25 protein-coding genes are annotated in these 25,557 nt (G+C 68.1%); 14 read left to right on the top strand and 11 right to left on the bottom strand.

The window, feature by feature from the left end:
- Positions 1-100 precede the first annotated feature (100 nt).
- The 6 genes from trmH to E7T09_RS11430 all read left to right on the top strand — a co-directional run bounded on the left by trmH (position 101) and on the right by E7T09_RS11430 (position 5,569).
- Positions 101-766 carry a tRNA (guanosine(18)-2'-O)-methyltransferase TrmH gene (gene trmH / locus E7T09_RS11455; RefSeq protein ID WP_136389308.1) on the top strand — a complete coding sequence of 222 codons (666 nt, stop codon included), beginning with the start codon at positions 101-103 and terminating at the stop codon, positions 764-766.
- Positions 767-888: 122 nt separating this feature from the next.
- Positions 889-1,683, top strand: a complete 795-nt coding sequence (locus E7T09_RS11450) for a TerC family protein (protein ID WP_136389307.1) — start codon at positions 889-891, stop codon at positions 1,681-1,683.
- A 103-nt stretch (positions 1,684-1,786) separates the two neighbouring features.
- Entirely contained in the window at positions 1,787-2,359 is a 573-nt protein-coding gene (locus tag E7T09_RS11445) for a dienelactone hydrolase family protein (RefSeq protein WP_136389306.1), read from the top strand.
- A 92-nt stretch (positions 2,360-2,451) separates the two neighbouring features.
- Complete coding sequence (locus E7T09_RS11440; protein ID WP_136389305.1) at positions 2,452-3,684, top strand: 2,3-bisphosphoglycerate-independent phosphoglycerate mutase; 1,233 nt, start codon at positions 2,452-2,454, stop codon at positions 3,682-3,684.
- Between the two features lie 270 nt (positions 3,685-3,954).
- Positions 3,955-4,464, top strand: coding sequence for a hypothetical protein (locus E7T09_RS11435; RefSeq protein ID WP_136389304.1), 510 nt, complete (start codon positions 3,955-3,957; stop codon positions 4,462-4,464).
- Positions 4,465-4,621: 157 nt separating this feature from the next.
- On the top strand, positions 4,622-5,569 hold the full coding sequence (locus E7T09_RS11430; protein ID WP_136389303.1) for a DUF808 domain-containing protein: 948 nt from the start codon (positions 4,622-4,624) through the stop codon (positions 5,567-5,569).
- Positions 5,570-5,663: 94 nt separating this feature from the next.
- On the opposite strand, the gene E7T09_RS11425 is transcribed toward E7T09_RS11430, so the two are convergent.
- Positions 5,664-7,091, bottom strand: a complete 1,428-nt coding sequence (locus E7T09_RS11425; protein WP_136389302.1) for a PLP-dependent aminotransferase family protein — start codon at positions 7,089-7,091, stop codon at positions 5,664-5,666.
- 104 nt (positions 7,092-7,195) lie between these two features.
- Between E7T09_RS11425 and E7T09_RS11420 the strand changes: the two genes are divergently transcribed.
- The 3 genes from E7T09_RS11420 to E7T09_RS11410 all read left to right on the top strand — a co-directional run bounded on the left by E7T09_RS11420 (position 7,196) and on the right by E7T09_RS11410 (position 11,029).
- Entirely contained in the window at positions 7,196-8,392 is a 1,197-nt protein-coding gene (locus tag E7T09_RS11420; RefSeq protein ID WP_168734815.1) for a benzoate/H(+) symporter BenE family transporter, read from the top strand.
- A gap of 182 nt (positions 8,393-8,574) precedes the next feature.
- Positions 8,575-10,140, top strand: a complete 1,566-nt coding sequence (locus E7T09_RS11415) for an AMP-binding protein (RefSeq protein ID WP_136389300.1) — start codon at positions 8,575-8,577, stop codon at positions 10,138-10,140.
- Between the two features lie 325 nt (positions 10,141-10,465).
- Positions 10,466-11,029, top strand: a complete 564-nt coding sequence (locus E7T09_RS11410) for a nucleoside deaminase (RefSeq protein WP_136389299.1) — start codon at positions 10,466-10,468, stop codon at positions 11,027-11,029.
- Between the two features lie 22 nt (positions 11,030-11,051).
- On the opposite strand, the gene E7T09_RS11405 is transcribed toward E7T09_RS11410, so the two are convergent.
- Together E7T09_RS11405 and E7T09_RS11400 are read right to left on the bottom strand one after the other, a co-directional pair.
- On the bottom strand, positions 11,052-11,576 hold the full coding sequence (locus E7T09_RS11405; protein WP_136389298.1) for an AAA family ATPase: 525 nt from the start codon (positions 11,574-11,576) through the stop codon (positions 11,052-11,054).
- Positions 11,573-12,592, bottom strand: coding sequence for an LLM class flavin-dependent oxidoreductase (locus E7T09_RS11400; protein ID WP_136389297.1), 1,020 nt, complete (start codon positions 12,590-12,592; stop codon positions 11,573-11,575). Before E7T09_RS11400 ends, E7T09_RS11405 begins: the two co-directional genes overlap by 4 nt.
- Positions 12,593-12,714: 122 nt before the next feature.
- Between E7T09_RS11400 and E7T09_RS11395 the strand changes: the two genes are divergently transcribed.
- Positions 12,715-13,365: a hypothetical protein gene (locus tag E7T09_RS11395; protein ID WP_136389296.1), complete on the top strand. Its 651-nt coding sequence runs from the start codon at positions 12,715-12,717 to the stop codon at positions 13,363-13,365.
- A 72-nt stretch (positions 13,366-13,437) separates the two neighbouring features.
- Here the strand turns inward: E7T09_RS11395 and groL are convergent, their stop codons facing one another.
- Both groL and groES read right to left on the bottom strand, forming a co-directional pair.
- The gene (gene groL / locus E7T09_RS11390; protein ID WP_136389295.1) at positions 13,438-15,087 is read right to left on the bottom strand and encodes a chaperonin GroEL; all 1,650 of its coding nucleotides are present in this window, start codon (positions 15,085-15,087) and stop codon (positions 13,438-13,440) included.
- Between the two features lie 110 nt (positions 15,088-15,197).
- Entirely contained in the window at positions 15,198-15,485 is a 288-nt protein-coding gene (gene groES / locus E7T09_RS11385) for a co-chaperone GroES (RefSeq protein ID WP_136389294.1), read from the bottom strand.
- A 275-nt stretch (positions 15,486-15,760) separates the two neighbouring features.
- Between groES and E7T09_RS11380 the strand changes: the two genes are divergently transcribed.
- The 3 genes from E7T09_RS11380 (at position 15,761) to E7T09_RS21895 (ending at position 17,096) form a co-directional block, all read left to right on the top strand.
- Positions 15,761-16,369, top strand: coding sequence for a GGDEF domain-containing protein (locus E7T09_RS11380; protein WP_168734814.1), 609 nt, complete (start codon positions 15,761-15,763; stop codon positions 16,367-16,369).
- Complete coding sequence (locus E7T09_RS11375; protein ID WP_136389292.1) at positions 16,366-16,827, top strand: DinB family protein; 462 nt, start codon at positions 16,366-16,368, stop codon at positions 16,825-16,827. The genes E7T09_RS11380 and E7T09_RS11375 overlap by 4 nt, the downstream gene beginning before the upstream one ends.
- A gap of 122 nt (positions 16,828-16,949) precedes the next feature.
- Entirely contained in the window at positions 16,950-17,096 is a 147-nt protein-coding gene (locus E7T09_RS21895; RefSeq protein ID WP_168734813.1) for a hypothetical protein, read from the top strand.
- 2 nt (positions 17,097-17,098) lie between these two features.
- On the opposite strand, the gene E7T09_RS11370 is transcribed toward E7T09_RS21895, so the two are convergent.
- A complete protein-coding gene (locus E7T09_RS11370; RefSeq protein ID WP_205746998.1) occupies positions 17,099-18,496 on the bottom strand; it encodes an 8-oxoguanine deaminase in 1,398 nt (465 codons plus the stop codon).
- A gap of 49 nt (positions 18,497-18,545) precedes the next feature.
- Positions 18,546-19,262, bottom strand: a complete 717-nt coding sequence (locus E7T09_RS11365; protein WP_136389291.1) for a helix-turn-helix domain-containing protein — start codon at positions 19,260-19,262, stop codon at positions 18,546-18,548.
- 29 nt (positions 19,263-19,291) lie between these two features.
- Between E7T09_RS11365 and E7T09_RS11360 the strand changes: the two genes are divergently transcribed.
- A complete protein-coding gene (locus E7T09_RS11360; protein ID WP_136389290.1) occupies positions 19,292-20,479 on the top strand; it encodes an MFS transporter in 1,188 nt (395 codons plus the stop codon).
- Positions 20,480-20,575: 96 nt separating this feature from the next.
- Here E7T09_RS11360 and E7T09_RS11355 read toward each other — a convergent pair whose 3' ends face one another.
- Genes E7T09_RS11355 through E7T09_RS11340 form a run of 4 tightly spaced genes read right to left on the bottom strand, consistent with a single transcriptional unit; the run spans position 20,576 to position 25,557 of the window.
- Positions 20,576-21,241 (bottom strand): ThuA domain-containing protein, encoded by a 666-nt coding sequence (locus E7T09_RS11355; RefSeq protein WP_205746997.1) that lies wholly within the window; start codon positions 21,239-21,241, stop codon positions 20,576-20,578.
- Between the two features lie 58 nt (positions 21,242-21,299).
- Positions 21,300-22,904, bottom strand: a complete 1,605-nt coding sequence (locus E7T09_RS11350; RefSeq protein ID WP_205746996.1) for a glycoside hydrolase family 43 protein — start codon at positions 22,902-22,904, stop codon at positions 21,300-21,302.
- Positions 22,901-24,274, bottom strand: a complete 1,374-nt coding sequence (locus E7T09_RS11345) for a GH1 family beta-glucosidase (protein ID WP_136389289.1) — start codon at positions 24,272-24,274, stop codon at positions 22,901-22,903. Before E7T09_RS11345 ends, E7T09_RS11350 begins: the two co-directional genes overlap by 4 nt.
- Positions 24,271-25,557, bottom strand: a complete 1,287-nt coding sequence (locus E7T09_RS11340) for a hypothetical protein (RefSeq protein ID WP_136389288.1) — start codon at positions 25,555-25,557, stop codon at positions 24,271-24,273. Before E7T09_RS11340 ends, E7T09_RS11345 begins: the two co-directional genes overlap by 4 nt.

Below are 25,557 nucleotides of genomic sequence, written 5' to 3'. Positions count from 1 at the left end.
GATACAGCTCGTGTCCGAGTATCCGGAGCGGGCGTGATCAACCCGTGATCGGGGCCGGGCGGGCGTCTGCCGCCACAGGCTTTGCTACCCTGGCCCGGTTATGACTCCGGAGCGGTACGCCAAGATCCTGCGAGTGCTGAGCAGGCGCCAGCCGACCCTGACCGTGCTGATGGATCAGGTCAACAAGCCGCACAACCTCTCCGCGATCATCCGCACCTGCGACGCCGTGGGCGTGCTGGAGGCGCACGCCGTGCCGCCGGACGACGGCCGCCCGCTGGACTTCGAGGGCCACACCTTCGAGGCCACCAGCGGCAGCGCGCACAAGTGGGTGCGGGTGCGCCGTCACGCCAGCGCCGCGCAGGCGGTGAGCGACCTTCAGGGGCAGGGCTTTCAGGTGCTCGCCACGCACCTCTCGCAGCGCAGCGTGGACTACCGCGAGGCCGACTACACCCGGCCCACCTGCGTGCTGCTGGGGGCCGAGAAATGGGGTGTGGGCGACGCGGCCGCCTCGGCGGCCGATGGCAACATCATCATTCCCATGTTCGGGATGGTGCAGAGCCTAAATGTATCAGTGGCCGCCGCGACCATCCTGTTCGAGGCGCAACGCCAGCGCCTCGCAGCCAGAATGTACGACGCGCCGCAGCTGTCCCCCGCAGAGTTGCGCGACCGGGCTTTCGAGTGGAGCTACCCGGACATGAGCGCCGAATACCGCGAGCGCGACGAGCCCTACCCCACGCTGGACGACGCCGGGCAGATCATCCTCTGAGCTGCTTTGGTGCGTTGTGTTCACGCCCGGCTGGAACGCGCGGCGCAGAGGGCGCGTAGACTGCTGGAACCGAGCCTCTTGAGCCGCCCCGGAGGTGGTTGTGGGGCCAGGAGCGACCGAACGTGAACACTGAAATCATCGTGATCCTGGCAACGCTGGCCGTGCTGGAAGGCCTGCTCTCGGCCGACAACGCCCTGGTCATGGCCGTGATGGTGCGGCCCCTGCCTGCCAGCCTGCAACAGAAAGCCCTGACCTACGTGATGTGGGGAGCCATGATCCTGCGCCTCGCAGGCGTGCTGCTGGCCAGTTTCATCATCAAGTACTGGTTCCTGCGGGCCTTCGGGGCCGCGTACCTGGCGTACCTGGTGATCGCCCACTTCCTGAAAAAGGGCAAGGACGACGGCGAGGGCCCGAAGGAACTCACCGGCTCGTTCTGGAATGTGGTGATCAGCCTGAACCTCGTGAACCTCGCGTTCTCCGTGGATTCCATCCTGGCGGGCGTGGCCCTCCTGAAACCCGCCATGCGGGACACTGCCACCGGCTTCTGGATCGTCGTGGCGGGCGGCATCATGGGCCTGATCCTGGTGCGCTTCGCGAGCACCTTCTTCCTGAAACTCCTCGACCGGTTCCCCGCGCTGGACGACGTGGCCTACGTGTTGATCGGCTGGATCGCCCTGAAACTCGGGATCGAGACGGTCGAGCAGGTCAGCGAGCTGTATCACCTGGGTATCAGCGCCCATATGCCGCCCGCCGTGTTCTGGACCGGCATGGCCCTGATCGCGGGTGTGGGCACTTTCATCGCCACCCGCAAGGCCGCCCGCAGCGAGGTGCAGGCGGACGCGGACGTCCGCGCGATCACCGAGCAGCGCAACCGCGCCGCGAACGACCCGCTCGACGGGCGCATCGACGGCACCTGAATCCATATCGCTGAGGGCCACCTGTCTGGGGTGGCCTTTCTGTTTCCCGCCCGTCCACTCAAATACGTCAGAACCTGACGTGCATGTCCATTACCCTCTGCACATGGCCGAACTCATGCTGTTCCACCACGCCCAGGGTCAGACGCCCGGATTTCTCGCCTTCGCGGACGATCTTCGCCACGCTGGACACGTGGTTCATACGCCGGATCTGTACCACGGCCGCACCTTCGACACGCTGGACAGCGGCATCGCGTATGCACGGGAGCTCGGCTTCGGCTCCCTGCTCGAACGCGGCGTAAGCACGGCGGACGGCTTGCCCGACGAGCTCGTCTACGCGGGCTTCTCGCTGGGCGTCATGCCGGCGCAGCAACTCGCCCAGACCCGGCCGGGGGCACGTGGCGCGCTGCTGCTCCACGCCTGCCTGCCCGCCTCGGAGTTTGGCGGGTGGCCTGCTGGCGTTCCCGTGCAGGTGCATGCCATGGACGCCGACCCGTTCTTCGTCGAGGACGGCGACATCGACGCCGCCCGCGCGCTGGTGGCCTCGGTGCCGGAGACCGAACTGTTCCTGTACCCCGGCGACGGTCACCTGTTCGCCGACCGCAGTCTGCCGTCGTACGACGCCGCTGCGACCGTCCTCCTGACGCGGCGCATCCTCGATTTCCTCCAGACATGTTGATCTCCTGACCTGACCAGGGCCACCGGTCAGGATCCTCGTCCCTGCCCATATGCCTGACCGGGGTCTGTTGGTGTCCGGCGTACACTACCCCCATGAGCGACCTTCTGGACACCATCCGCGACCTGGCCAAGAAGACCGACAGCAAGATCCTGATGGTCGTGCTGGACGGGATCGGCGGCCTGCCCCTAACCCTGGACGGCGATACCGAACTCGCCACTGCGAACACCCCCAACCTGGACGCCCTGGCGCGCGAGTCTCAGCTCGGGCAGGTCGAACTGGTCGGCGCGGGCATCACGCCCGGCAGCGGCCCCGGCCACCTGAGCCTGTTCGGGTACGATCCCCTGCATTACGTGGTGGGACGCGGGGCGCTGTCGGCCGTCGGGATCGGCGTAAAACTCGGCGCGGGTGACGTCGCCGTACGCGGCAATTTCGCCACCCTGGGCGCCAACCGCATCGTGGATGACCGCCGCGCGGGCCGTCCCAGCGACGAGAAGAACGCCGAGATCGTCACGAAACTCAGGGGCGCGATCAGCGACATCGACGGCACCCCAGTCGAGATCTACACGGAAAGCGAACACCGTTTCGTGGTCGTGTTCCGCGCGAACGGCGGCCCGGCCCTCGGCGCGAACCTCAGCGACGTGGATCCGCAGGCGACCGGCGTGCAGCCCATGACGGCCCAGGCGCATGACGACGCCAGCAAGAAGACGGCCGATCTCGTCAACGCTTTCGTACAGCGTGCCGAGGCCGCCCTACAAGGCGAGCCGCAGGTGAACGGGGTTCTCTTTCGTGGGTACAGCGACGTGCCGCACTTCCCCAGCTTCGACGATGCGTACCAGCTCCGGGCTGCGTGCATCGCCAGTTACCCCATGTACAAGGGCCTCGCCAGTCTGGTCGGTATGGACGTGCTGCCCGTCGAGGGCCACGAGGACGCCCTGGAAGGCAAGGTAAAAGCCCTGACGGACAACTGGAGCAGATACGACTTCTTCTACTTCCACGTGAAGAAGACCGACAGCACCGGCGAGGACGGCGATTTCCCCGAGAAGGTTCACAAGATCGAGATCTTCGACGACCTGCTCCCTCAGCTGCTGGCGCTGAAGCCCGACGTGATCGCCATCGTCGGCGACCACAGCACGCCCAGCAAACTCGCCACGCACTCCTGGCATCCGGTGCCGCTGCTGATCCGCAGCGAGTACGGCCGGAAAGACGCCGCCGCGCGCTACACGGAAGAGGAAGCGCAGAAGGGCAGCCTGGGCCTGCGCCGGGGCACCGATGTCATGCCGCTGCTGATGGCCAATGCGCTGAAACTGAACAAGTACGGAGCGTAAGGTCTCGCAAACTGGCACACTCCATCGCTCCGGTGGATCGGGGAAATGGGACGGCCGAAATGGTTGCCTGGGTGGCTCAGGCTGGAATCTCTCCTTCAAGAGGTTCTGGCCTCTGACCTAGACCCTCTGGGGTGCAAGTCGGCAGGGAAATGGTGGGGTTCCGCCCCCCACACTCTGAACGCTTCGTGCAGGCGCGGTTCAGGCGGGCGTCAGTTCCGGGCGGCAGGGTAGGGGGCGTAAGGCTGCTTCCTGGCGGCCCGGAGGTACCACATGCGTAATGCCCTGCTGCTTGCTGCCCTGACCCTCGCCCCCGCCGCCGGTGTGGCGGGCGCGCAATCCCTGAGCGTGAACATCAGCGCCGGGATTCAGTTCCCGCCCGTGGTGCAGACCCTGGCGAGCGTGGTGACCTTCCTGTCTCAGGGCGTGCAGGTCACGTTCCTGAGCACCACGGCGCAGCCGGTGGCGAACCTGAACCAGAGTGGCGGGATCGTGGTGCGGCCCGCGTTCCCCACCACCACCCGGATCACGCAGGTGCAGGTCGTGACCGCCACGCCCACCGGCACCATCCGCGAGATCTATCCGCTGGTGCAGCCCGTCACCGTGTCGCGCGCCCGGCCTCTGGCTCCGCAGACGATCATCGTCCGGGATCGGGATGGCCGTCACCGTACGCTGACGGAAGTCATGGGCCGTCAGGCCGCGTGGAAGAAGGCGCGCGGCCTCCAGAAGAAGCCCGGAGGCATGCCGCCCGGCCAGTACAAGAAGGAGAACGGCCACAAGTAACGAGGCGGTCGCCGAGTCATCGCCTGCCTGCAGGCCCGGAACATCCTGTGCTGGGTCTTCCGGTTTCATTGAACTGGCATGCCTCGCGGTCTCCCGCCCGCTACGCTGTGGGCCAGATGCCTGCCTGTCTTCCCGCCCCGCCAACCGGATGCTCGCTGTGAGCGGCGGTCTGGTCGCCCTGCTCGACGACGTGGCTGCCATCGCGCGGCTCGCGGCGGCCTCCGTGGATGATATCGGTGCAGCCGCCGGCCGGGCCAGCATGAAAGCCGTCGGGGTCGTGGTCGATGACACGGCCGTCACACCCCGCTACGTCACCGGCTTCAGCCCGGATCGGGAACTGCCGATCATCTGGCGAATTGCGCGCGGCTCGCTGCGGAACAAGGTGGTGTTTATCCTGCCGGCGGCGCTCCTGCTCAGCCAGTTCCTGCCAGGGGCCATCACGCCGATCCTGATGCTGGGCGGCGCGTATCTTTGTTTCGAGGGGGCCGAGAAGGTCTACGAGGCGGTAGCTGGCGGCCCTCACCATGCGGCCCCGGAGGAGGAGACCGCCACGCTCTCCAGCACCCAGCACGAGGGGCAGATGGTCTCGGGCGCGATCCGCACGGACTTCATCCTGTCGGCCGAGATCATGGCCCTCTCGCTCTCGGAGGTGGCTGACGAGCCGTTGCTGTCGCGCACCCTGATCCTGATCGTGGTGGCCGTGCTGATCACCGCGCTCGTGTACGGCGTGGTCGGATTGATCGTCAAAATGGACGACCTCGGCCTGAAGCTCGCCCGCAGCGGCACCGGCGCGGCCCGTGCGCTCGGCCGGGGGCTGGTGCGGGACATGCCGGCCGTCCTGGCGGCCCTCTCGGTGATCGGCACCGCCGCCATGCTGTGGGTCGGCGGGCACATCCTACTGGTGGGGCTGGAAGAATTCGGCGTGGGCGGCCCCTACCACGCGCTGCACGACGTCTCCGTTGCCGCCGGACATGCCGTGCCCGCGCTGGAAGGCCTGCTGGAATGGCTGGTCGAGACGCTGGGTTCCGCCATCGTGGGCGTGATCGTGGGCGGAATCATCGTCGCGCTGATGCACCTGCGACCGGGGCAGAAAGCGGCACACTGAAGCTCTGAGCCAACGGTCGCGTCCCCTGCCACAGACATCTCGGTCACGTCCTGGGAAAACAGGGTTGGCGCTCGCGGATTCGGCGCCCTGACGTCTATGCCAGTCCCTCCTGCCCGGGTCTTGCCTGGAAGTCGTCCCACGCGGCGCGCAGGCGCATGACGGCCTCGGGCAGGCGGGCGGGGTCGAGGGTGAAGGGAAGCCGCAGGTAGCGGTCGGGCAGCGGCTCGACGCCCATGCTCGCACCGGGAAACAGCCGGACACCGTAGGGCGCGGCGAGGTGCGTGAAGCGGCTCGCGCCGGGGCTGGGCAGTTCGATCCACAGGTACTGTCCGCCGTCCGATGTGCGGAACGTCCACTCGGGCAGGTGGATTCTCAGGAGGCCGGAGAGGAGGTCGCGGGCGGCGCTGACCTTCTCGCGCCGCTCCTGCCGCAGGCTGGGCAGGTCGTCCAGGAGATTCAGAGCGATGTGCTGCGACGGGAGGCTGCCGCCGAAATCCGCGAGCGTCTTTGCCTGCCCGAGTGGCCCGGCCAGCGTGGCTGGCAGGCGCATCCAGCCCACCCGCAGGCCGGCCCAGTACAGCTTGCTCAGCGAGCCGACATTGATGACGGAGGCCCCTGGCGCGAAGGTGCTCAGTCGGGCAGGTGGGGGAGTGTCCGCGAACCCGAGGTCGTACAGCGTGTCGTCCTCGATGGTCGGCAGGTGTGCGTCCGCGATCAGGGCGGCCAGTCGCTCGCGGGCCCGGGCAGGCAGCACCGTGCCGGTGGGATTCTGGAAGGTGGGCGTCAGAAAGGCGAGGCGGGGGCCGTGCGCGCGCACCAGGTGGGCGAAGTCGTCGGGATTCACGCCCCGTTCGCCCACCGGGACGCCGTGTAACTCGGCCCCGGTGGCGCGGAACACGTCGATGGCGCCGAAGTACGTGGGCGTCTCCAGCAGCGCGTGGTCGCCCCGGCGCAGCAGCGTGCCGGCGATCAGGGAGATGGCCTGCTGGGCGCCACTGGTCACGACGACCTGCTCGGGGCGGGTGGGCAGGCCCTCGCGGGTGTAGGAGTCGGCCAGCACGGCGCGCAGTTCCGGCAGCCCGTGCGGGTGGTAGACGCTCTCCTGGAAGGCCCCCTGCGACGCGGCCGTCATTCGCTCCTGCTGCGCGGGAGTAATCAGCGGCACGGCAATGGTGAAGTCTAGCGTGTCCTCCGCGTGGCGCCCTGACGTCACCGGCGTGCGCAGGGTCATGACAGGTGAACTGCGCGGCGCAGTGGGGGAGACGTGCGTGCCGCTGCCCACCCGCCGCGTGACCCAGCCTGTGGCCGCGAGGTCGTCGTAGGCGGCGACCACGGTGCTGCGGCTCACGCCGAGCAGGGGGGCCAGGGTACGTTCAGCCGGCAGCCGTTCGCCCGGTCTGAGGTGCCCGGTGGTCACGCCTTCCTGGAGCGCCGTGGTCAGGCGGGTCTGGAGCGTGCCGGAACCCCGCCGCCACTCGGCCAGCAACGCGGCCCAGCGGGGAGTGTCCGGGTCGGCCGTCATGCCGCCAGCGTAGCAGTCCAATCGGCCCGCCTGTGCAGATGAGCAGTCCAATGGCCGATCCATTGCCCCTTCCGGGCAGTCCAATAGGCGCGCACACTCAGGGCATGACTGTTGCCGTGGCCGCCCCCCGCTCCTTCTGGCAGGACTCGAACCCCGGCGCGCTGCTCAGCGGCCTGATCGCCGTCCTGATCGGCTGGGCTGGCCCGAACGTGCTGATCTACTCGGTCGCGCAGGCTGCCCACCTCTCGAGCGCCACGGCCATGTCGTGGCTGTGGGCGCACGCCATCTTCACGGGCCTGACCGGCATTGTCCTCAGCCTGCGAACCCGCATGCCGATCCTCAGCACCTGGAGCACGCCCGGCATCGCCCTGCTCGTCACGGCGCTGCCCGGTATTCCCTTTCCGGAGGCGGTCGGGGCCTTCCTGACGTCGGCCCTGCTGGTGATCCTGCTGGGCACCTTCCCCCCACTGACGCGCGCCCTCCAGGCCATTCCCACGCCGCTGGCCGCCGCGCTGAACGGCGCGATCCTGCTGCCCTTCGGCTTCCGGGCGCTCCAGGCCTTCGGGGAGACGCCCGTGCTGGTCGGCGCGATGGTTCTCGCGTACTTCGCGCTGCGGCAGGTCGCGCCCCGCTGGGCGGTCGCGGGCGTGCTGCTGGTCGGCGTGGCGGCCAGCGCGGGCCTGAACCTGTGGCACCCGGTGCCCGTGCCCTTCACGCTGACCCGCCCGGAATTCGTGGTGCCCGCCCTGAGCCTGCACGCCACCCTGAACCTGGCACTGCCACTCACGCTGCTGGCCTTCACCGGTCAGTTCGTGCCGGGCTTCGGGGTGTTGAAGGCCAACGGGTACGAACCGGCGCCGGGATCGGTTCTCCGCGCCTGCGGATTCGCCAGCGTGGGCGCGGCCTTCTTCGGCTGCCACAACCTCACGCTGGGGGCGCTGCTCGCCAACATCGTCAGCGGCCCCGAAGCGCATCCGGACAAAGACCGCCGCTACACGGCCGCCGTGTGGGCGGGGCTCTTCAACATCGCCTTCGGCCTGTTCGCCGGTACCTTCCTGCACCTGATGGGTATCCTCCCCCCCCAGGCCCTGGCGGCGCTCGCCGGACTGGCGCTGCTTGCCGCGACCGGCAGCAGCCTGCACGCCGCCTTCCAGGGCAGCGGCCCGGCCCGTCTGGGCGCGCCCGTCATCATCCTCGTGACGCTCAGCGGTATCACACCGCTGGGTATTGGTGCGGCCTTTTGGGGCATCCTGGCGGGTCTCGCCGTGAACTGGGTGGAAACCCGGCCCGCTCGCCCTTAGACACTGGCGGCAGGCTGCCGAGGTGAGCGAACGGGTGGAACCGCTTCTCCAGTTTGCCCGCCCGTTGCTCCGGGACGCCTGGAAGGCAATCCAGCGCCGATTGAACCTGGAATGAACCATGGACACGGTAGATTGAGGGCACCGACAACCCGCACCCCGCTTGCGTCCCGGAGGCTCCAGTCATGAACACGCCCCTGACCCCGCTCGACCTCATCCGCCGCGGCCTGAACATCTACCCGGACAAGACAGCCGTGATCCAGCCGGGCGGCCCCAGCTTCACGTACCGCCAGTGGGGCGGCCGCATCTACCAGCTTGCGCGGGCGGTGCAGGCGGCCGGGTTCGCAGGGCGGCATGTGGCGGTGCTCTCGCCGAACACGCACGGGGGACTGCTCACCTACAGCGCCGTGCCGTGGGCGGGCAGCGTGCTCGTTCCGCTGAACACGCGGCTGACCGGCGAGGAGTACGCCTTCCAGCTCCGGCACGCCGAGGTGAAACTGCTGCTCGTCGATGAGACGCTGCACGCCCGCGTCGAGCAGGCCGCGCTTGACCTGGGCATCGAGGTCTGGGTGCTCGGCGAGGGCGAGGCCGGCGCCGCCTTCGAGGCCCGCCTGGCCGCGCAGGATGACGCTCCGCTGCCCCTCCCGGTCACGGACGAGGACGCCACGCTGACCATCAACTTCACGTCCGGCACGACGTCCAGCCCCAAGGGCGTGATGCTCACGCACCGCAACTGTTTCCTGAACGCCATCGAGACCATCTACTACTTCAAGGCCGACCAGGACAGCGTGTACCTGCACACCCTGCCGGACTTCCACGCGAACGGCTGGGGCGGCGTGTGGAGCCCCTTCGGCGTGGGTGCCACGCATGTCACCCTGCCCGCCGTACGCGCCGACGCCGCGTATGACGCCATCGAAACCTACGGTGTGACCCACCTGTGCGCCGCGCCCACCGTGCTGAGCATGCTCACGAATCCAGAGCAGGCCCGCACGCTCACGCGGCCCGTGCGGGTGGCCACGGCGGGCAGTCCTCCACACGCGCGGACCATTGCGGACATGAACGCCCTGGGCTTTCACGTCACGCAGGTGTATGGCCTGACCGAGGTGAGCCCCCTGGTCACGGTCGCGGAACTGTCCGCCGCGCAGGAAGCCCTGCCGACCACCGAGCGCGCCCCACTGATCGCCAAACAGGGCTTCGAGATGATTCTCGCGGGCGAGGTGGACGTCATGGACGAGCACCTGACTCCCACCCCGCACGACGGAACGACCCTGGGCGAGATCATGGTGCGCGGGAATCTGGTCATGAAGGGGTACTACCGCAACCCGGACGCGACCGCCAAGGCCCTGGAGGGCGGCTGGTTCCACACGGGCGACGTGGCGGTGACCTACCCGGATGGCCGGATCGAGATCAAGGATCGCAACAAGGACGTCATTATCAGCGGCGGGGAGAACATCAGCAGCGTGGAGATCGAGGGAATCCTGTACGCCCACCCGGCCGTACGCGAGGCCGTGGTCGTGGCCATGCCCGACGACAAGTGGGGCGAGGTGCCCTGTGCCTTCATCGCCCTGCATGGCGGGAAGGAGGCCGGCCCGGACGAGCTGAGCGCCCATGTCCGCGCCCATCTGGCGGGCTTCAAGGTGCCCAAGCACTACGAGTTCCGCGATGACCTGCCCAAGACTGCCAGCGGTAAATTCCAGAAGTTTATCCTGAGAAACGAGGTGTGGCAGGGCCAGGATCGCAAAGTGAACTGAACCGCCGCACTCCTGCCGAACCCATGAGGGAGTTGACAGCAGTGGCCACGCATGATATGTTTTCATTTCTGGCCTGAAAGCGTTGTCGAGTAGGGTCGTGCAGTGCAGTCCACGTTGTACGTTCAAGCACTTGAGGGAGGCGCCCACCTCTGGGATTCACAAAAAACGGGCGCGCGAACAGCGAGGCCGGGCCATACCCGCCGAGCCGATCCACACGAGGAGCCTGCGGGCTCCTTTCTTTATTCCTGAGACAGCGAATTCCTCAAGCTGAGGCAAAGGACGAACGCCCACCGAACCCCACGCCGGTCGTCCGTAGAGTGCCGGCATGCCTGACACCCCTGCCGCACGCGCGCCACTCGACCACGCCCGTTACCTGCGCGACACCCTGGCCCTGGCCCGCGAGGCCCAGGCCGTCGGGAGTGCGCCCGTTGGCGCCGTGCTGGTCGATGCCGACGGGCAGATCGTCGGCCGGGGACGCAACCGCCACAAGGAACCCCAGACGGCCGAGCACGTCGGCCGCGCCGGTATCGCGCACGCCGAGATGGATCTGTATTTCCAGCTGGGCAATCCCGAGCAGCCCGAGACGTTGACCCTGTACACCAGCCTGGAACCCTGCCTGATGTGCGGCGGGGCCAGTGCCCTGATCGGGATCGGGCGAATCGTGTGGGCCACCGCCGATCCCTGGGGCGGTTCCGGCCGCGTGATCGAATGGTCGGATCACCCCGCCATGCAGGACACCGAGGTCATCCCCTGCCCGGACGCCGCGCTGGAGCATGAGGGTGCGGCCCTCTTCGCCCCCGAAGCGAAGCGCGCCTTTCCGGACGAGGGGTGGGCGCTGTGGCGCCGGAAATACCCGCAGGAAACGGGGGCGGTCGAGGCGACAACGTGAGATGGACTGCCCAGGTCGGCCGCTAGCCCTCTAGCGCCGCCAGCAGCGCCGCAAAAGCCTGCGCCGGTGACTTCCCAGCCGTATCGACCACCACGCGCTCCCCGTTCCACGGCTCAAACTCCCGCGCAGTTGCCTGTACGGACTCCCAGGTGGGTGGAATCCACTCGCCCACGTGGTTCGCCCGGTCGTCCCGCCGGGACTCGACCCGCTGCCGGTGCTCCGCCGCGTCCGAGCACACCACCTCGATGTTCACCAGCCGCGCTCCGGCCTCTGCGGCCACGCCCGCCCAGGCGTCCCGCGTGACCGCCAGCGGATTCACCACGTCCACCACCACGCGGTTCCCCAGCTGCAGGTTATCCAGCGCCAACGCATAAGACACGGCGTAGCCCTCCACCGTCGCCTTCAGGCCGCATCTGAGCAGCGCCGCCTCCACGGTGTCCACACGCAGGTAGGCGGCGTTCAGCTGCTGCGCGAGTTGCCGGGCCAGGGTCGACTTGCCGGTGCCGGGTAGGCCGGAGAACACCAGCAGGTGGGGCTGCGCGGTCAACGCCACCCCAGCGCCGGGGCCACGTCCTTCAGGATCGACTCGATGACGTGGGCGTTGTACGACACGCCGAGCTGGTTGGGCACGGTCAGCAGCAGGGTGTCGGCCTCCGCGATGGCGGTGTCGCTGCGCAGTTCCTCGATCAGCTTGTCGGGTTCGGCGGCGTAACTGCGCCCGAACACGGCTCGCGTGCTGTCGATCCGCCCGAACTGGTCGCGATCCTGTCCCTGTCCGCCGAAGTACATGCGGTCGCGGTCATCGGTCAGGGCGAAGATGCTGCGGCTGACCGACACACGTGGCGTCCGGGAATGCCCAGCCTCGGCCCAGGCAGCCCGGTAGGCCCGGATCTGCTCGGCCTGCTGCTCGTGGAAGGGCCTGCCGCTCTCGTCGAAGACCAGCGTGGAGCTCTGCAGGTTCATGCCCTTCTGCGCGGCCCAGACCGCCGTGGCCGTGGTCGCCGCGCCCCACCAGATCCGCTCCCGCAACCCCTCGGAATACGGTTCCAGGCGCAGCAGCCCCGGCGGGTTGGCGAACATCGGGCGCGGGTTGGGCTGGGCAAAGCCGCGCCCCTCCAGCAGTTCCAGAAACACGTCGGCGTGGTGCCGGGCCATGTCAGCCTCGCTCTCTCCCTCGGCGGGCGCAAAGCCGAAGTGCCGCCAGCCGTCGATCACCTGTTCCGGCGAGCCCCGGCTGATGCCCAGTTGCAGGCGTCCGCCCGAGATCAGGTCGGCTGAACCGGCGTCCTCGGCCATGTAAAAGGGATTCTCGTACCGCATGTCGATGACGCCTGTGCCGATCTCGATGCGGCTGGTTCTGGCCCCCACTGCTGCCAGCAGCGGGAACGGCGAGGACAGCTGCCGCGCGAAGTGGTGCACGCGGAAGTACGCGCCGTCTGCGCCCAGTTCCTCGGCGGCGACGGCCAGATCAATGGATTGCAGCAGCACGTCGCGGGCCGAGCGCGTCCCTGACTGTGGCGAGGGCGTCCAGTGCCCGAACGAGAGGAAGCCGATGTTCTTCATGGAGAGAGGATAGCGCTTATAGTTTATAAAGTAAACCGGTTTGAAGAGTAAATTAATCTGATGGTACGCCTCCTCGTCAATCGGCAGATGTGCCTCCGCCGACCAGCGCCTAACCTGATGGCATGATCCGCAAGCCACGCACCCATTTCATTGACCGGAGCGAGTTCTACGAAGTTACCGGCCGCCTTCAGCACTACGCGTGTTTTCATTGTCGTAAGGCGTTCAAGCAGAGTTTACGGGCACAAGGCAGCGAGGCTCCGTGTCCGCAGTGCCGTCAACCCATGACCAACATGGGCACAGACTTCAAGGCTCCACCGCACCGCAATCAGGAGCAGTGGCTCAAGGTCGAACGCCTCGCCCGCGCCGGCATCCGCTTTTTCCCTACCTGGCAAGATGGCACGCCCGGCGACCGTCCAGCTATTCTTGCGGAGGTGCCTGCGTTCCTGCGGCGCATCTTTCCGCCCAGCGCAGGACAGATGTATCTGGAGCGCGACCGCGGCACGCCATCACCTGCTCCACAGGAAGGCAGGCTGGAGCAGCAGGGACGCTTCCCAGGTCAGATTTATCGACTACTGGGCCGACCGCTCGAAACGGGCGCGGCCGTCGAACTTTTTGAACGCGGTCATTGGCAGCCCATCACATTTATTGGCAGGGGCAGCGGCAACGCCCCGATCCCCCAGCCCTTCGCTTACCCACGAGTTGATGACAGGACATACTTCAACCGGCGGCCACTCTTCCTCACCGGGAAACACCGCCTTCGCTGGCCTGAATAGAAAGAGGCCGGAGCATCACGCCCCGGCCTCTTTCTTTGACCATCAATTATTGACGATCAACCATCACCATCTTTAGAAGTCCATTCCGCCCATGTCGCCGCCGCCCATGCCCTGGCCGCCGTTGCCGCCCGCCTGGGGCTTCTCGGGCTTGTCGGACACGATGGCTTCGGTGGTCAGGATCAGGGCGCCGATGCTCGCGGCGTTCTGAAGGGCAGTGCGGGTGACCTTGGCCGGGTCGACGATCCCGGCGGCGATCATGTCATCCACGTACTCGCCGGTCGCGGCGTTGAAGCCATAGCGGGGCTTGTCGCTGTTGATCACGGCGTTCACGATGACGCTGCCTTCTTCGCCGGCGTTCACTGCGATCTGGCGGGCGGGTTCTTCCAGCGCGCGGATCAGGATGCGGGCACCGGTCGCTTCGTCACCGACGAGGCTCTCGGCGGCCTTGCGGACGGCCGGGATGATGCGCAGCAGGGTGGTGCCGCCGCCGGAGACGATGCCTTCCTCGACCGCCGAGCGGGCGGTGGAGAGGGCGTCCTCGTAGCGGTGCTTCTTTTCCTTCAGTTCCGTTTCGGTGGCAGCGCCGACGCGGATCACGGCCACGCCGCCGGCCAGCTTGGCCAGACGCTCCTGGAGCTTTTCCTTGGCGTAGTCGCTGTCGGTGGTGTCCAGTTCGCCCTTGATGGCGTTGACGCGGGCGTCGATCTCGCTCTGCTCGCCCTTGCCGTCCACGATGGTGGTCTCGTCCTTGGTAATGCGGATGCGCGCGGCGCGGCCCAGCATGTCCAGGGTGGTGTTCTCCAGCTTGTGGCCGAGGTCTTCGCTGACGACCTGTCCGCCGGTCACGGCGGCGATGTCGCGCAGCATTTCCTTGCGGCGGTCACCGAAACCGGGGGCCTTCACGGCGGCGATGTTCAGCGTGCCGCGCAGCTTGTTCACGACCAGGGTGGCCAGCGCTTCGCCTTCCACGTCCTCGGCGATGATCAGCAGGGGGCGGCCGGTCTGCGCGGCTTTTTCCAGCACGGGCAGCAGGTCCTTGAGGTTGCTGATCTTCTTCTCGTTGATCAGGATGTAGGCGTCTTCGAGCACCGCTTCCATCTTCTCGGGGTTGGTCACGAAGTAGGGGTTGATGAAGCCCTTGTCGAACTGCATGCCTTCCACGACGTCCACTTCGGTGTCGAAGCCCTTGGACTCTTCGATGGTGATGACGCCTTCCTTGCCGACCTTGTCCATCGCGCTGGCGATTTCCTCGCCGACCTGGTCGTCGTTGGCGGAGATGCCGGCGACCTTCTTGATCGCGTCGGAGTCCTCGACGGGCACGGCAAGCTTCTTGATCTCTTCGATGGCCACGGCCACAGCCTTGTCGATGCCGCGCTTCAGGGCCAGCGGGTTGGCGCCGGCGGCCACGTTGCGCAGGCCTTCTTTCACGATGGCCTGGCCGAGCACGGTGGCGGTGGTGGTGCCGTCACCCGTGATGTCGTTGGTCTTGCTGGCGACTTCCTTCAGCAGCTGCGCGCCGATGTTCTCGAGCTTGTCTTCCAGCTCGACTTCCTTGGCGACGGTGACGCCGTCCTTGGTGATCGTGGGGCTGCCGAACTTCTTCTCGATGACGACGTTGCGGCCACGGGGCCCGAGGGTCACTTTGACAGCGTTGGCGACGGCGTTCACGCCACGTTCGAGGGCACGGCGGGCCTGTTCATCGAATACAAGTTGCTTGGCCATGGTAGGGCTCCTTTAAAGAGTTGGGGGTGGGAAGGGGTCAACGCCTCTCCCCATACGGGAGGGAGTTGGGGAGACAGGGCGGGTGGCCAGGGTCACGGCCCACGCCCCCTTTACTCGACGATGGCGAGGATGTCGCGTTCGGCGAGGATGGAGTAGTTCTTGCCTTCCAGCGTCACTTCGGTGCCGCCGTACTTGGCGAAGTACACGGTGTCGCCCGTCTTGACTTCCAGGGGGGACTTGGTGCCGTTGTCCAGGGTCTTGCCGCTGCCGACGGCGATGACCTTGCCGCGCTGGCTCTTTTCCTTGGCGGAGTCAGGGACGTACAGGCCGCCGGCGGTCTTCTGCTCGGCTTCTTCGATAATTTCCACGAGAACTCGGTCGCCCAAAGGTTTCAGCATGTGGGTTCCTCCTAGAGAGATTTGGGATGTGGGGCCTTGAAACGCGCCGGACAGCCCGGCGGGTTTTTGCCGTTCCGCACGAGAGAATAGAGTCTGATGCCGAAAAATGTCAACTGTCCTAGTGTGAGAATCTGAGTGTGGTGCGCTCAAGATGCGCTGACACGGTCAATCTGCATGCGTGCCTGAAATATCATAGCGAAGACATATATATGTCATGTCAATATACGTGTGTTCGATCTGTTCCGGTGTCGATCCCACCTGTAGGAGGAATGTGTATGGCCGCCCGCCCCGCGATTCTCAGCCGCAACGCCTTCGAGGATGCCTTCACCGCCTTCAAGGGAGCCCCCCTCGCCCTGGCCGTCCTCGACCTCGACCACTTCAAGACCCTCAACGATACCCTTGGCCACGGCGAGGGCGACCGCGTCCTGCGGGGCGTCGAGCGCCTGCTGTCCGGCAGCCTGCCTACTGGCAGCATCATCGGCCGGATCGGCGGCGACGAATACGCCAGCATCCTGCCCGAAACCGCCGCCGAGACCGCCCTGATTCTCTTCGACGAGGTCATCAAGCACTTCCATATCCACCGTGACCCGCAGTGGCCCAAAAGCCTGGGCCTGAGCGTGGGGCTGGCCGCGCGGCCAGCGCACGCCACGCTGTACGCCGAACTGTACCGCGCCGCCGAAGAAGCCCTGCTGCGCGCCAAACGCGAGGGCCGCGCCCGCGCATGCATCTACGTGGAGAGCAAGATGGTTCTCAAGAGCAACTACTACAGCAAGAGCCAGCTCGACCGGCTGGCCAAACTGTCGGGTGCCCTGGGCCGCACCGAGGCCTCCCTGCTGCGCGAAGCGGTGGACGACCTGATCGAGAAGAACCGGGAGGCACTGTGACCGACCAGGCCGCGAAGAACCAGTGGGAACATCTCTTTCACGGCGAGTACGCCGACCGGCGCACGATCCTGATGAACCTCACGCTGGAGCAGGTCAGTGCCAGAGCGTCGGCACAGGCGCACTCGATCTACGACGAGCTGTGGCATACGGTGCTGTGGCAGAACATCATGGTCAACCGTGACGAGGCCCTGTACGACGCAACATGGCAGGCTGGCCGACGGTATCCGGAGCATCAACCCACGTCCCTGAGCGAATGGACGGCCCTGGTCGAGGACTTCCTGTCTGGGCTGGACAGCGCGCTCGCCTGGACGACCTCGCCAGACCGGCTGAATGCGGAGGTCAATCCGGGCGAGACGATGGCCGACATCCTGCGCGGCTTGGCGGTGCATAACGCCTACCACCTGGGAAAAATCGTGGCCATGCGTCAGGCCATGAACGCGTGGCTACCGCTCTCCTGAACCTGCAAGGCACGCTGCGCCTGATCCCTGGGTGGGCGGCACGCATCTCCTGATGGCGAAGAAGGGCATCTCCTTGGAGCGCGCTCCGGACGACATAGAGTGCGTGGCCTGGCGGCTGGCTGGTGGGTTTCGTCGACGCGCTCGAACCGTTTTTGAGGACGGTTCACGTGTATCAGGCGGATATGGTCTTCGCCCTCACCCTGAAGCAGTCCGGCACCCTGGCCGCCCTGCTGGCCGAGGGCGCCGAGCTCGCTGGGGCCTATAGCTGAACTCAGCCTTCCAGCATCCGCGCGCTGTGCCGGTCGTGGCGTTCCGCCAGCGCGGGCAGGTCGATGGCGGTCATCTGCCCGGCTTCCATGATCACGCGGCCGTTCACCATGTTCAGGGCCACGCGCGGCGGCGCGCACAGCGTCAGGGCGCTCATCGAATCGTGCCGCGCGCCGCTGTAGCCCAGGTCACGCAGATCGACAGCGATCATGTCGGCGGCGTACCCGGGCGCGATCTGCCCGATGTCGTCGCGGTTCAGCACAGCCGCGCCGCCGCGAGTGGCGAGCCACAGGGCGTCGTGGGCGGTCAGCAGGTCGTGTGCGTGTGGGGCCTGACCGGGTACGCCGCGCACCCGTGAGCTGAGCATGGCCTGCCGTGCCTCGGCCAGCAGGTGCGAGGAGTCGTTGCTGGCGCTGCCGTCCACACCCAGGGCGACCTTCACGCCCGCCTCCAGCAGCGTGCGCGTGGGCGCGATGCCGCTGGCGAGCCGCATGTTGCTGCTGGGGCAGTGGGCCACACCGCAGCCGCATGCGCCCAGCCGCGCGGCGTCGGCGGAACTGAAGTGCACGCCGTGCGCGAACCACACGTCCGGCCCCACCCAGCCCAGACTCTCGGCGTAGTCCAGGGGGCGCAGTCCGAACTGGTTCAGGCAGAAGGCATCCTCGTCGGCCGTTTCCGCGAGGTGCGTGTGCAGCATCACGCCCCGCTCCCGGGCCAGCACGGCGCTTTCCCGCATCAGGTCGCCCGTCACCGAGAAGGGCGAGCACGGTGCCAGCGCCACGCGGGTCATGGCGAGGCGGGCCGGGTCGTGGAAGGTCTCGATCACCCGCACCGAGTCGGCCAGGATGGCGTTCTCGCGTTCCACGGCCCGGTCCGGCGGCAGACCGCCCTGGGATTCGCCCAGGCTCATGCTGCCGCGCGTCGCGTGGAAGCGCACGCCCAGTTCACGCGCGGCGTGGATGGTGTCGTCCAGACGCACCCCGTTCGGGAACAAGTACAGGTGATCGCTGGACGTGGTGCACCCGCTCAGTGCCAGTTCCGCCAGGCCCAGTTGCGCCGAGTCGAAGGCCGCGTCCGGAGTCAGGCGCAGCCAGATCGGATAGAGCGTCCGCAGCCACTCGAACAGGCCCGCATCCGGTGCAATGCAGCGTGTCAGCGTCTGGTACAGGTGATGGTGCGTGTTCACCAGCCCCGGCAGCACCACGTGCCCGCTCAGGTTCCGCACGGCGGCGCCCTCCAGCAGTGCCGGGGGCAGGTCGGAGTCGCGGCCGGCCCAGACGATCACGCTGCCTTCCACGACCACCGCGCCATCGGGGATGGGCGGCATGGGGGCCAGCCGCTCGCCCTGCATGGGGATCAGCGTGTGAATGGAGCGCAGCACCGTCCGGGCGGGGGCAGTCATACCCCGAGGATAGGGGCGCTGAGGGCGGGATCGCCCAGGATCACCCTGCTCATTCCCTGTCGGGCCTCCCCGCCGGGGAGGACAGGGGTGGAAGGCCGGCCAGATCCTCCGGCCGCAGCGGAACCATGGCCGTGCGGATCAGGTAGGGCCGACCCTCCCCGTGGTCGCGGCGGGCCTGCTGAAGGCGATCCCGCAGCGCCTCCCACAGTTCACCGATCTCGCGGGCGGTGGCGTCGTCCAGGTGGTAGATCCCCGCGTAATCACCCCCCGGCTCGGGGTGGATGGCCTGCCAGGTCGTGCCCTCGGGCAGCGCGGTCTCGCTGTGGAGTTCCCCGCTGGTGTCGCGGTAGATCAGGCGGTTCGTCAGCCCCCGTTCCCGCCCGGCCCGCGCGCCCGCCCGGAGTTCGAGCTGGTGCAGGGGCGCGGCCTGCCGGGCGATCTGCGCCTCCAGATCCGCGAAGGGCGTCAGGGCGAAGGGCACCACGAAGGCGTCGGCCACCGCGCGGTAGACGCGTTCCGGTCGTCCGGCGCGGCGGCGCTGCCCGGTCTCGAGCAGCAGGCCCGCCGCCCGGAACTGCCGCACGCGGTACAGCAGCCGCTCAATCGAGACGCCCAGCTCGCGCGCCGCCTCGCCCGCCGTGCGTTCCCGCCCGATGAAGGGCTCCAGGAAACGCCGGGAGTCCGGGCGGGCCAGCAGACTCGCCTGCTCCTCCGTCCGCACCGTCCACCACGGCCCGCTCGGTCTTCCGAAAATCGTCTCCGGCATTTTCGGGAGTGTACGCCGAAGCTGTGGCCATGCTCAGCCTTCCCCTTCCCCGGAGCTTCCCGCGCGACTTCTGGCTGTACCTCGGCAGCGCCGCCGCCACCGCCGTCGCGGACGCCGTCCTGTTCGTCGCGCTGCCCTTCGTCGTTCTGGGAGCCCACGCCGGCCGGGTGGGCCTGGGTACCGTGCTGCTGGCCGCCAGCGCGCCGCGCTTCCTGGCCCCGCTGCTCGGCACACTCGCCGACCGCCTGCCCGGCCGGACGGTGTTGATCGTGACCGCCCTGCTGCGCACCCTGCTGCTGGCGGCCGTGGCGTGGCTCGTGCTGAGCGGCCGGGCGCAGCTGCCCGCGCTGGCCGCCTTCGCGTTCCTGAACGGCTGCCTGGTGACGCTGGGCTTCACGGCCGGCAGCGCCCTGGTGCCGCAGCTGGTGCCCGAGGCGCAGCGCCCGCAGGCGAACAGCCTCAGCAGCGCCGCGCTGATGGGCCTGCCGCTGATCGGCTACGGCGTGGGCGGCGTGCTGATCCACCTGCTCGGCAGCGCCCAGACCCTGCTGACCAGCGTGCCCGTCTACCTGCTTGGCCTGCTGCTGGTCACGCTGCTCCCGGCCCGTCCCGCTGCCCAGTCCGGCGCCGCGCGCGGCTTCTGGCACGACCTGCGGGGTGGCCTGCTCGTCGTGCGCGCCCAGCCGCTGCTGCTGGTCATGATCTTCCTGAGCTTCACCATGAACCTGACCCTGAATGTGGTGAACGTCCGCGCGCCCCTGTTCATGCAGCAGGTGGGGGCCGGAGCGGCCGGCTATGCTCTCTTCGAGGGCCTCAGCGCCGCGGGGGCCCTCGTCGGGGCGCTCGCCGTCGGAGTTCTGTCCACACGGTTCAGCACCGAGACGCTCATCAACCTGGGGCGGGTGCTGTGCGTGCTGGCCGTGCTCGGCTTCGCCATCGCGCAGCCGGTCGTCTGGTTTGTGACCGCCGGACTCCTGGGCCTGAGCCTGGGGGTGCTGGAGGTGGCCGCCGTGACCCGCGCCCAGGGCCTGGTGGCCGCCGGCACGCTGGGCCGCGTGATGGGGGTGTTCATGGGCCTGAACGCCCTGGGCCTGAGCCTGGGCGCGGTCATGGGCAGCTGGCCGCTGGCGTCCCCTGCGCTGTTCATCCTGCTGGCCGCCCTGCTCGGCGCACTGGGACTGCTGTGGAACCGGGCGGTGCGCCTGTCGCGGGACTGAGCCGCTGGCCCGCGGTGGGAGGTCAAGCCGCCGGAGTTGCAGCAGTGGTTTGCCACCGCAAGGACAGCCCCCCCTTCACCGACACGGAGGCGGCGGTCAGTCCAGCTGTCCCGCCGCCCACAGCAGGCCCCGCAAGACCAGTTCACGCGCCTCCATCACCTCGAAGTCGGCGTTCACGTGCCCCAGCGCGCAGTACGCCACACGGCCCTGACCGTACCGGCGCGTCCACGCGACCGGCATGACCGTGCCCGCAATCCAGGGGTCGTGTTCGCCCGTGAAGGTGGTCGTGGCGAGCACGGTGTTGGATGGATCGGTGTGCAGGTAGTACTGCTCGGAATGCATGGCGAAGTCTCTCAGCCCACGCGTGATGGCATGATCCGCCGTGATCTGCACCGTGTACTCAAAGATGTTGCCCGGATGGGCGACCCACTGCCCGCCCACCATGTACTGGTAGTCCGGCGTGTTCCGGAACGAGTCCCCGGCCCCGCCATGCCAGCCGGCGAAGCCCACCCCGCCCCGGACGGCGTTCAGTAGGCCTTTCACCTGCTCGGGCGTGATGGTACTCATGGTCACGCACTGCACGATCACCGCCTGCCGGGCCAGCAGGTCGGCGTCCAGGTAGACGTCCAGATCTCCGGTGACGGTCACGTCGAAGCCCTGATCGCGCAGCAGCGCGGCGAAGCGTTCGGTGGTCTGCTGCGGCTCGTGGCGGTCCCAACCGCCCCAGACCATCAGGGCGCGCGGCGTTTCAGTAGCAGTCATAGGTTCCTCCACAAGAGCACACCCGGCGCCGTGGGACGCCGGGCGAGAATCGGTCCGATCAGAACTCGAGGTACTCCGCCCAGCGGAAATCGGCGGGCGTGCGGCGGCCACTCAGATCCTGGCAGGTCAGGGCCAGGAAGGTGCCGGTGAAGCTCAAGCCGCCGCAGTGCTCGTCGGACAGCAGACCAGCACTGAAGGGCTCGCCTATGGCGTGCCACGTCTCGCCGTCCACGCTGTACCCGAACTGGAAGGTGGGGCCGTCATACACGACCTCCAGCTGGATGGGGCCGATGTCGCCCACGCCCACGTCGTGGGTCAGGTGCTCGCGGTAGATGCCGTTCTCGCAGGAGGTCACGTTCAGCGCGCGGCCGGCGGTCTCGTCGTGGCTCACGCGCAGGTACACCCAGTTGCGGGAGTCGTAGTACGCGCACAGGCCCGCCATCTGCTGGAAGTCCTCCGGCGCGAAGCTCAGTTCTGTCCGCAGCCGGGCGTGCAGGCTCTGAAGCCGGCGGCCGACCAGGGCCACGCTGTGGCGGCTCATCAGGGACTCGCGGCCATGCAGGCGCAGGCCCCCGTCCGTGAGTTCCACGCCCAGGAGGTCGGCCGGAGCACGCAGCGTCATCCACTCGGGGCGCAGCTGCGGGCCGCCGAAGTCATCACGGGCGGGCACGGCGGGCCAGGGGTGGGCGGGCAGGGCTGGGAGCTGCACGTGCTGGGCGGGGTGGTGCCCGCCCTGCGCCAGGGTCGGCCACCCGCCTTCGGGCCAGTCGAGCGCTTGGAGCGCCGTCTCGCGGCCCAACGGGCACTCGCCCTGGGGGGTCAGCGGGCGGCCGCACAGGTGGGCCATGATCCACTGTCCGTCCGGCGTGTCGGTGAAGCTGGCGTGCCCGGATTTCTGGATGGGCAACGCTGGCGCGTCCACGGCGGTGAGCAGCGGGCCCTGCGGATGCACCTCGTACGGCCCATGAATGGAGCGCGAGCGGGCCAGCGTGACGGCATGTTCCCAGCTCGTGCCGCCCTCGGCCGTCAGCAGGTAGTACCAGCCGTCTTTCTTATAGACGTGCGGCCCTTCCGTCACCTTGATGTCGGTGCCGGTGAAGATGATCTCGCGCGGGCCAACCAGGTTCTGCTCGGTGGGGCTGTACTCCTGCAGCACGATGCCCGCGAAGGCGTTGCGGCCGGGCCGGTGATCCCACACCATGTTCAGGAACCATTTCCTGCCGTCGTCATCGTGGAACAGGCTGGGGTCGAAGCCGCTGGAGTTCAGGTACACCGGCTCGGACCACGGGCCGTCGATGCTGGGCGCGGTCGTCAGGTAGTTGTGGCTGTCCTTGAACGCCTCCTGGATGCCCCAAGACTTCACGTCGGTATAGATCAGGTAGAACTGCTCGCCGTCGTGGCTCAGGCACGGGGCCCAGATGCCGCCGGAATCCGCGTCGCCACGCATGTCCAGCAGGCTCAGGCGATCCAGGGGCCGCGCCGCGAGCCGCCAGTTCACCAGGTCGCGCGAGTGGGAGATCGCCACGCCCGGATACCACTGGAACGTGCTGGTCGCCAGGTAGTAGTCCGTGCCGACCCGCAGGATGCTGGGATCCGGGTGGAAGCCCGGCAGCACCGGATTGGTGACAGTCACGGTGGGTCGGGTGGGGGGCTCGGCGGTCACGCGCCCACCGCCTTGCGCGTGCGGGCCAGGAAGTCCCGGTACCAGCGGCCGGACTGCTTGAGGGTGCGGGCCTGCGTGCCGAAGTCCACGTACACGAGGCCGAAGCGTTTGTCGTAGCCTTCCGCCCACTCGAAGTTGTCCATCAGCGACCACGCGAAGTATCCGCGCACCTTCGCGCCCTGCGTGATCGCGTCCTCCAGGGCCCCCAGGTGCGTCTGGAAGTAGCGGGTGCGGTCGGCGTCCTGCACGGTGCCATCCTCGTTTACGGTGTCCGGGTAGGTCGCGCCGTTTTCCGTGATGTAGATCGCGGGCGGGTCGTACTCCCGCTGGAGGCGCAGCATCAGATCCGTCAGGCTCTGCGGGGCGACTTCCCAGCCGAAGCCGGTGTACTCGCTGCCCTGGGGCTGGATGGCGCGCGAGTGTAGGAAGCCCTCGCCGGGCGCGTCCTCGACCACCGAGCGCGAGTACATGTTCACGCCCAGGAAGTCCGTGGGTACGCCCATGAGTTCCACGTCGCCGGGCAGCACCAGTCCCTGTGCCTGCGGGCTGGCGTCGCCCAGCAGCTCCACGATGTCCTGCGGGTAGCCGCGCCCGAACACGGGGTCGAGGTACCAGCGGTTCTGGAAGCCGTCCTGGCGGCGGGTCGCGGCGCGGTCTTCCGGCGTGTCCGTTGCGGGGTAGCCCTCGTACAGGTTCAGGGTGATGCCCACCTGCGCGCCCGGCGCGTGGGCGCGCACGGCCTGGACGGCGAGCCCGTGCCCGACCAGCAGGTGGTGCGCGGCGGCGTAACTCTCGGCCAGATCGGTATGCCCCGGCGCGTGGATGCCGACCGCGTGGCCCAGGAACGCGGCCACCCACGGCTCGTTGACCGTGATGAAGTGCTTCACCCGGTCGCCGAGCGCGCCCGCCACGAGGGCCGCGTACTCGCCGAAGGCGAGGGCGGTGTCGCGCGAGGGCCAGCCGCCCTGATCCTGGAGGGCCTGCGGCAGATCCCAGTGGTACAGCGTCAGCCACGGCGTGATCCCGCGCGTGAGCAGGCCGTCCACCATGCGGGAGTAGAAGTCCAGACCCTGCTGGTTGACCGGGCCGCGCCCAGCGGGCTGGAGGCGGGGCCACGCCACACTAAATCGGTAGGCGTTCACACCGAGGGACTGGATCAGGTCGAGGTCTGCCTCAAGGCGGTGGTAGTGGTCGCAGGCGACGTCACCGGTATCGCCGCCCCGAACCTGGCCCGGCGTGTGAGAGAAGGTGTCCCAGATGCTGGGGCCCTTGCCGTCCTCGGCGGGGGCGCCCTCGATCTGGTAGGAGGCGGTGGCCACGCCCCAGGCGAAGCGTGGCGGAAAGTGCAGGGGATCGGGAGTGCTGGTCATGGAAGCTCCGCGGAGGGTGATGAAAAGGCTTTCAGAACGAGGCGGGTCAGGCTCAGCGGAGGCAGGCCGACCGGAGCGGCCACGGCCAGAGAGCGGGGGGATCGGTCTGCGTTCACGTCGGCATCGGTGACGGTCTTCGCACCGACAAGAGAGTAGCCGGGCACGCTCAGCGTCAGGGGAGTGGCCGTGGCGGCAGTATTCAGCGCGAACACGGTGATGAAGCCGCCCTGCCGCGCAGCATGCACCCATACGGTCGGATCGTCGCTGCTCAGATTGACGGTCTCTCCCCGATAATGCGCGAGCTCACGGAAGGCGGCGTACGAGAATCGGGGGTACCCGGCATCATCGACCAGGCCGTGGTTGCCGGTCGCCATCAGCGAGAAGTAGGTGTCGAAGACCACGCCGCCTTCCGACAGGCGCAGGGCCGCCTCGGCCGCCCACAGCCCGCCCACGGCGTCCGAGAGGTGCGTGGCGCGGTCGCTGCGCCAGGACTGCGCGTACTCGGTCACGCCCTGCGCCAGGGGCCGGCCTTGCGCGAGCGGGTTGGTGGCCGGGTCGGCCCACAGGGTCTGGACACGCGTCAGAGTACCCTGCACCTGATCGATGCTGGCGAAGGCTGCCGCGTCGGTGCCGTCGCCGTTGCTCGGATACAGGTGCCAGGTGATCAGGTCGAAGGCGTCGCCGCAGCCCTTGATCGCGGCATCCAGGAACGGGCCGGGGTTGCTCACGGCCGGACCGGCGATCCTCGCGGCCGGATCGACCTTCAGGATGGCCGCTTTCTGGGCGCGCACCACGCCGCAGTACTTCTCCGGCGTCCAGCTCGGATCGGAGCGGTTGGTGGCGTACAGGTCGGGCTCGTTCCCGATCTCCCAGTACGCGACGTTCAGGCCCAGCTCCTGCGCCATCCGCACGAGGTCGGCGGCGTCGGCCGGCGTGTTCCTGGCCTCCGCGCCGTCGCGGTTGCCGCCGGGACGCGAGAACACGCGCGTCTGGAGCAGCAGCGGCGGCCTGCCCAGCAGCGTCCAGTTGGTCTTCAGCGTCTGGAGCGCTTCGGGCGTGCGGTTCTGCTCGTCGCCGATGTTCCCGCCGGGCCAGCGTAGCGCCGCTGGATTCAGGGCGTTCAGGGCCGGTACCTGCTCCACGACGGGCATCCAGTTCCCCAGGTTGAAGCCGCTCACACTGGCCGGGAGGATCGGGCGTGCGGGCGCGGGGCCGGGCGTGACCGTGGCCGCGTGGCTGCGGCCCGCCAGGACGAGTAGGGCCAGGGTCAGCAGACGGGTCAC

The organism is Deinococcus sp. KSM4-11 (genome assembly GCF_004801415.1).
GTDB lineage: Bacteria > Deinococcota > Deinococci > Deinococcales > Deinococcaceae > Deinococcus.
Note: the sequence above shows the minus strand (reverse complement) of the source record. Positions and strands in the feature narration are given on the sequence as shown.

What these genes read in the sequence shown, in the direction of transcription:
- trmH (WP_136389308.1), top strand. Translation starts at nt 101, where the DNA reads ATGACTCCGGAGCGGTACGCCAAGATCCTGCGAGTGCTGAGCAGGCGC.
- E7T09_RS11445 (WP_136389306.1), top strand. Translation starts at nt 1,787, where the DNA reads ATGGCCGAACTCATGCTGTTCCACCACGCCCAGGGTCAGACGCCCGGA.
- E7T09_RS11440 (WP_136389305.1), top strand. Translation starts at nt 2,452, where the DNA reads ATGAGCGACCTTCTGGACACCATCCGCGACCTGGCCAAGAAGACCGAC.
- E7T09_RS11435 (WP_136389304.1), top strand. Translation starts at nt 3,955, where the DNA reads ATGCGTAATGCCCTGCTGCTTGCTGCCCTGACCCTCGCCCCCGCCGCC.
- E7T09_RS11425 (WP_136389302.1), bottom strand. Translation starts at nt 7,091, where the DNA reads ATGACGGCCGACCCGGACACTCCCCGCTGGGCCGCGTTGCTGGCCGAG.
- E7T09_RS11420 (WP_168734815.1), top strand. Translation starts at nt 7,196, where the DNA reads ATGACTGTTGCCGTGGCCGCCCCCCGCTCCTTCTGGCAGGACTCGAAC.
- E7T09_RS11415 (WP_136389300.1), top strand. Translation starts at nt 8,575, where the DNA reads ATGAACACGCCCCTGACCCCGCTCGACCTCATCCGCCGCGGCCTGAAC.
- E7T09_RS11410 (WP_136389299.1), top strand. Translation starts at nt 10,466, where the DNA reads ATGCCTGACACCCCTGCCGCACGCGCGCCACTCGACCACGCCCGTTAC.
- E7T09_RS11400 (WP_136389297.1), bottom strand. Translation starts at nt 12,592, where the DNA reads ATGAAGAACATCGGCTTCCTCTCGTTCGGGCACTGGACGCCCTCGCCA.
- E7T09_RS11395 (WP_136389296.1), top strand. Translation starts at nt 12,715, where the DNA reads ATGATCCGCAAGCCACGCACCCATTTCATTGACCGGAGCGAGTTCTAC.
- groL (WP_136389295.1), bottom strand. Translation starts at nt 15,087, where the DNA reads ATGGCCAAGCAACTTGTATTCGATGAACAGGCCCGCCGTGCCCTCGAA.
- groES (WP_136389294.1), bottom strand. Translation starts at nt 15,485, where the DNA reads ATGCTGAAACCTTTGGGCGACCGAGTTCTCGTGGAAATTATCGAAGAA.
- E7T09_RS11380 (WP_168734814.1), top strand. Translation starts at nt 15,761, where the DNA reads ATGGCCGCCCGCCCCGCGATTCTCAGCCGCAACGCCTTCGAGGATGCC.
- E7T09_RS11370 (WP_205746998.1), bottom strand. Translation starts at nt 18,496, where the DNA reads ATGACTGCCCCCGCCCGGACGGTGCTGCGCTCCATTCACACGCTGATC.
- E7T09_RS11365 (WP_136389291.1), bottom strand. Translation starts at nt 19,262, where the DNA reads ATGCCGGAGACGATTTTCGGAAGACCGAGCGGGCCGTGGTGGACGGTG.
- E7T09_RS11360 (WP_136389290.1), top strand. Translation starts at nt 19,292, where the DNA reads ATGCTCAGCCTTCCCCTTCCCCGGAGCTTCCCGCGCGACTTCTGGCTG.
- E7T09_RS11355 (WP_205746997.1), bottom strand. Translation starts at nt 21,241, where the DNA reads ATGACTGCTACTGAAACGCCGCGCGCCCTGATGGTCTGGGGCGGTTGG.
- E7T09_RS11345 (WP_136389289.1), bottom strand. Translation starts at nt 24,274, where the DNA reads ATGACCAGCACTCCCGATCCCCTGCACTTTCCGCCACGCTTCGCCTGG.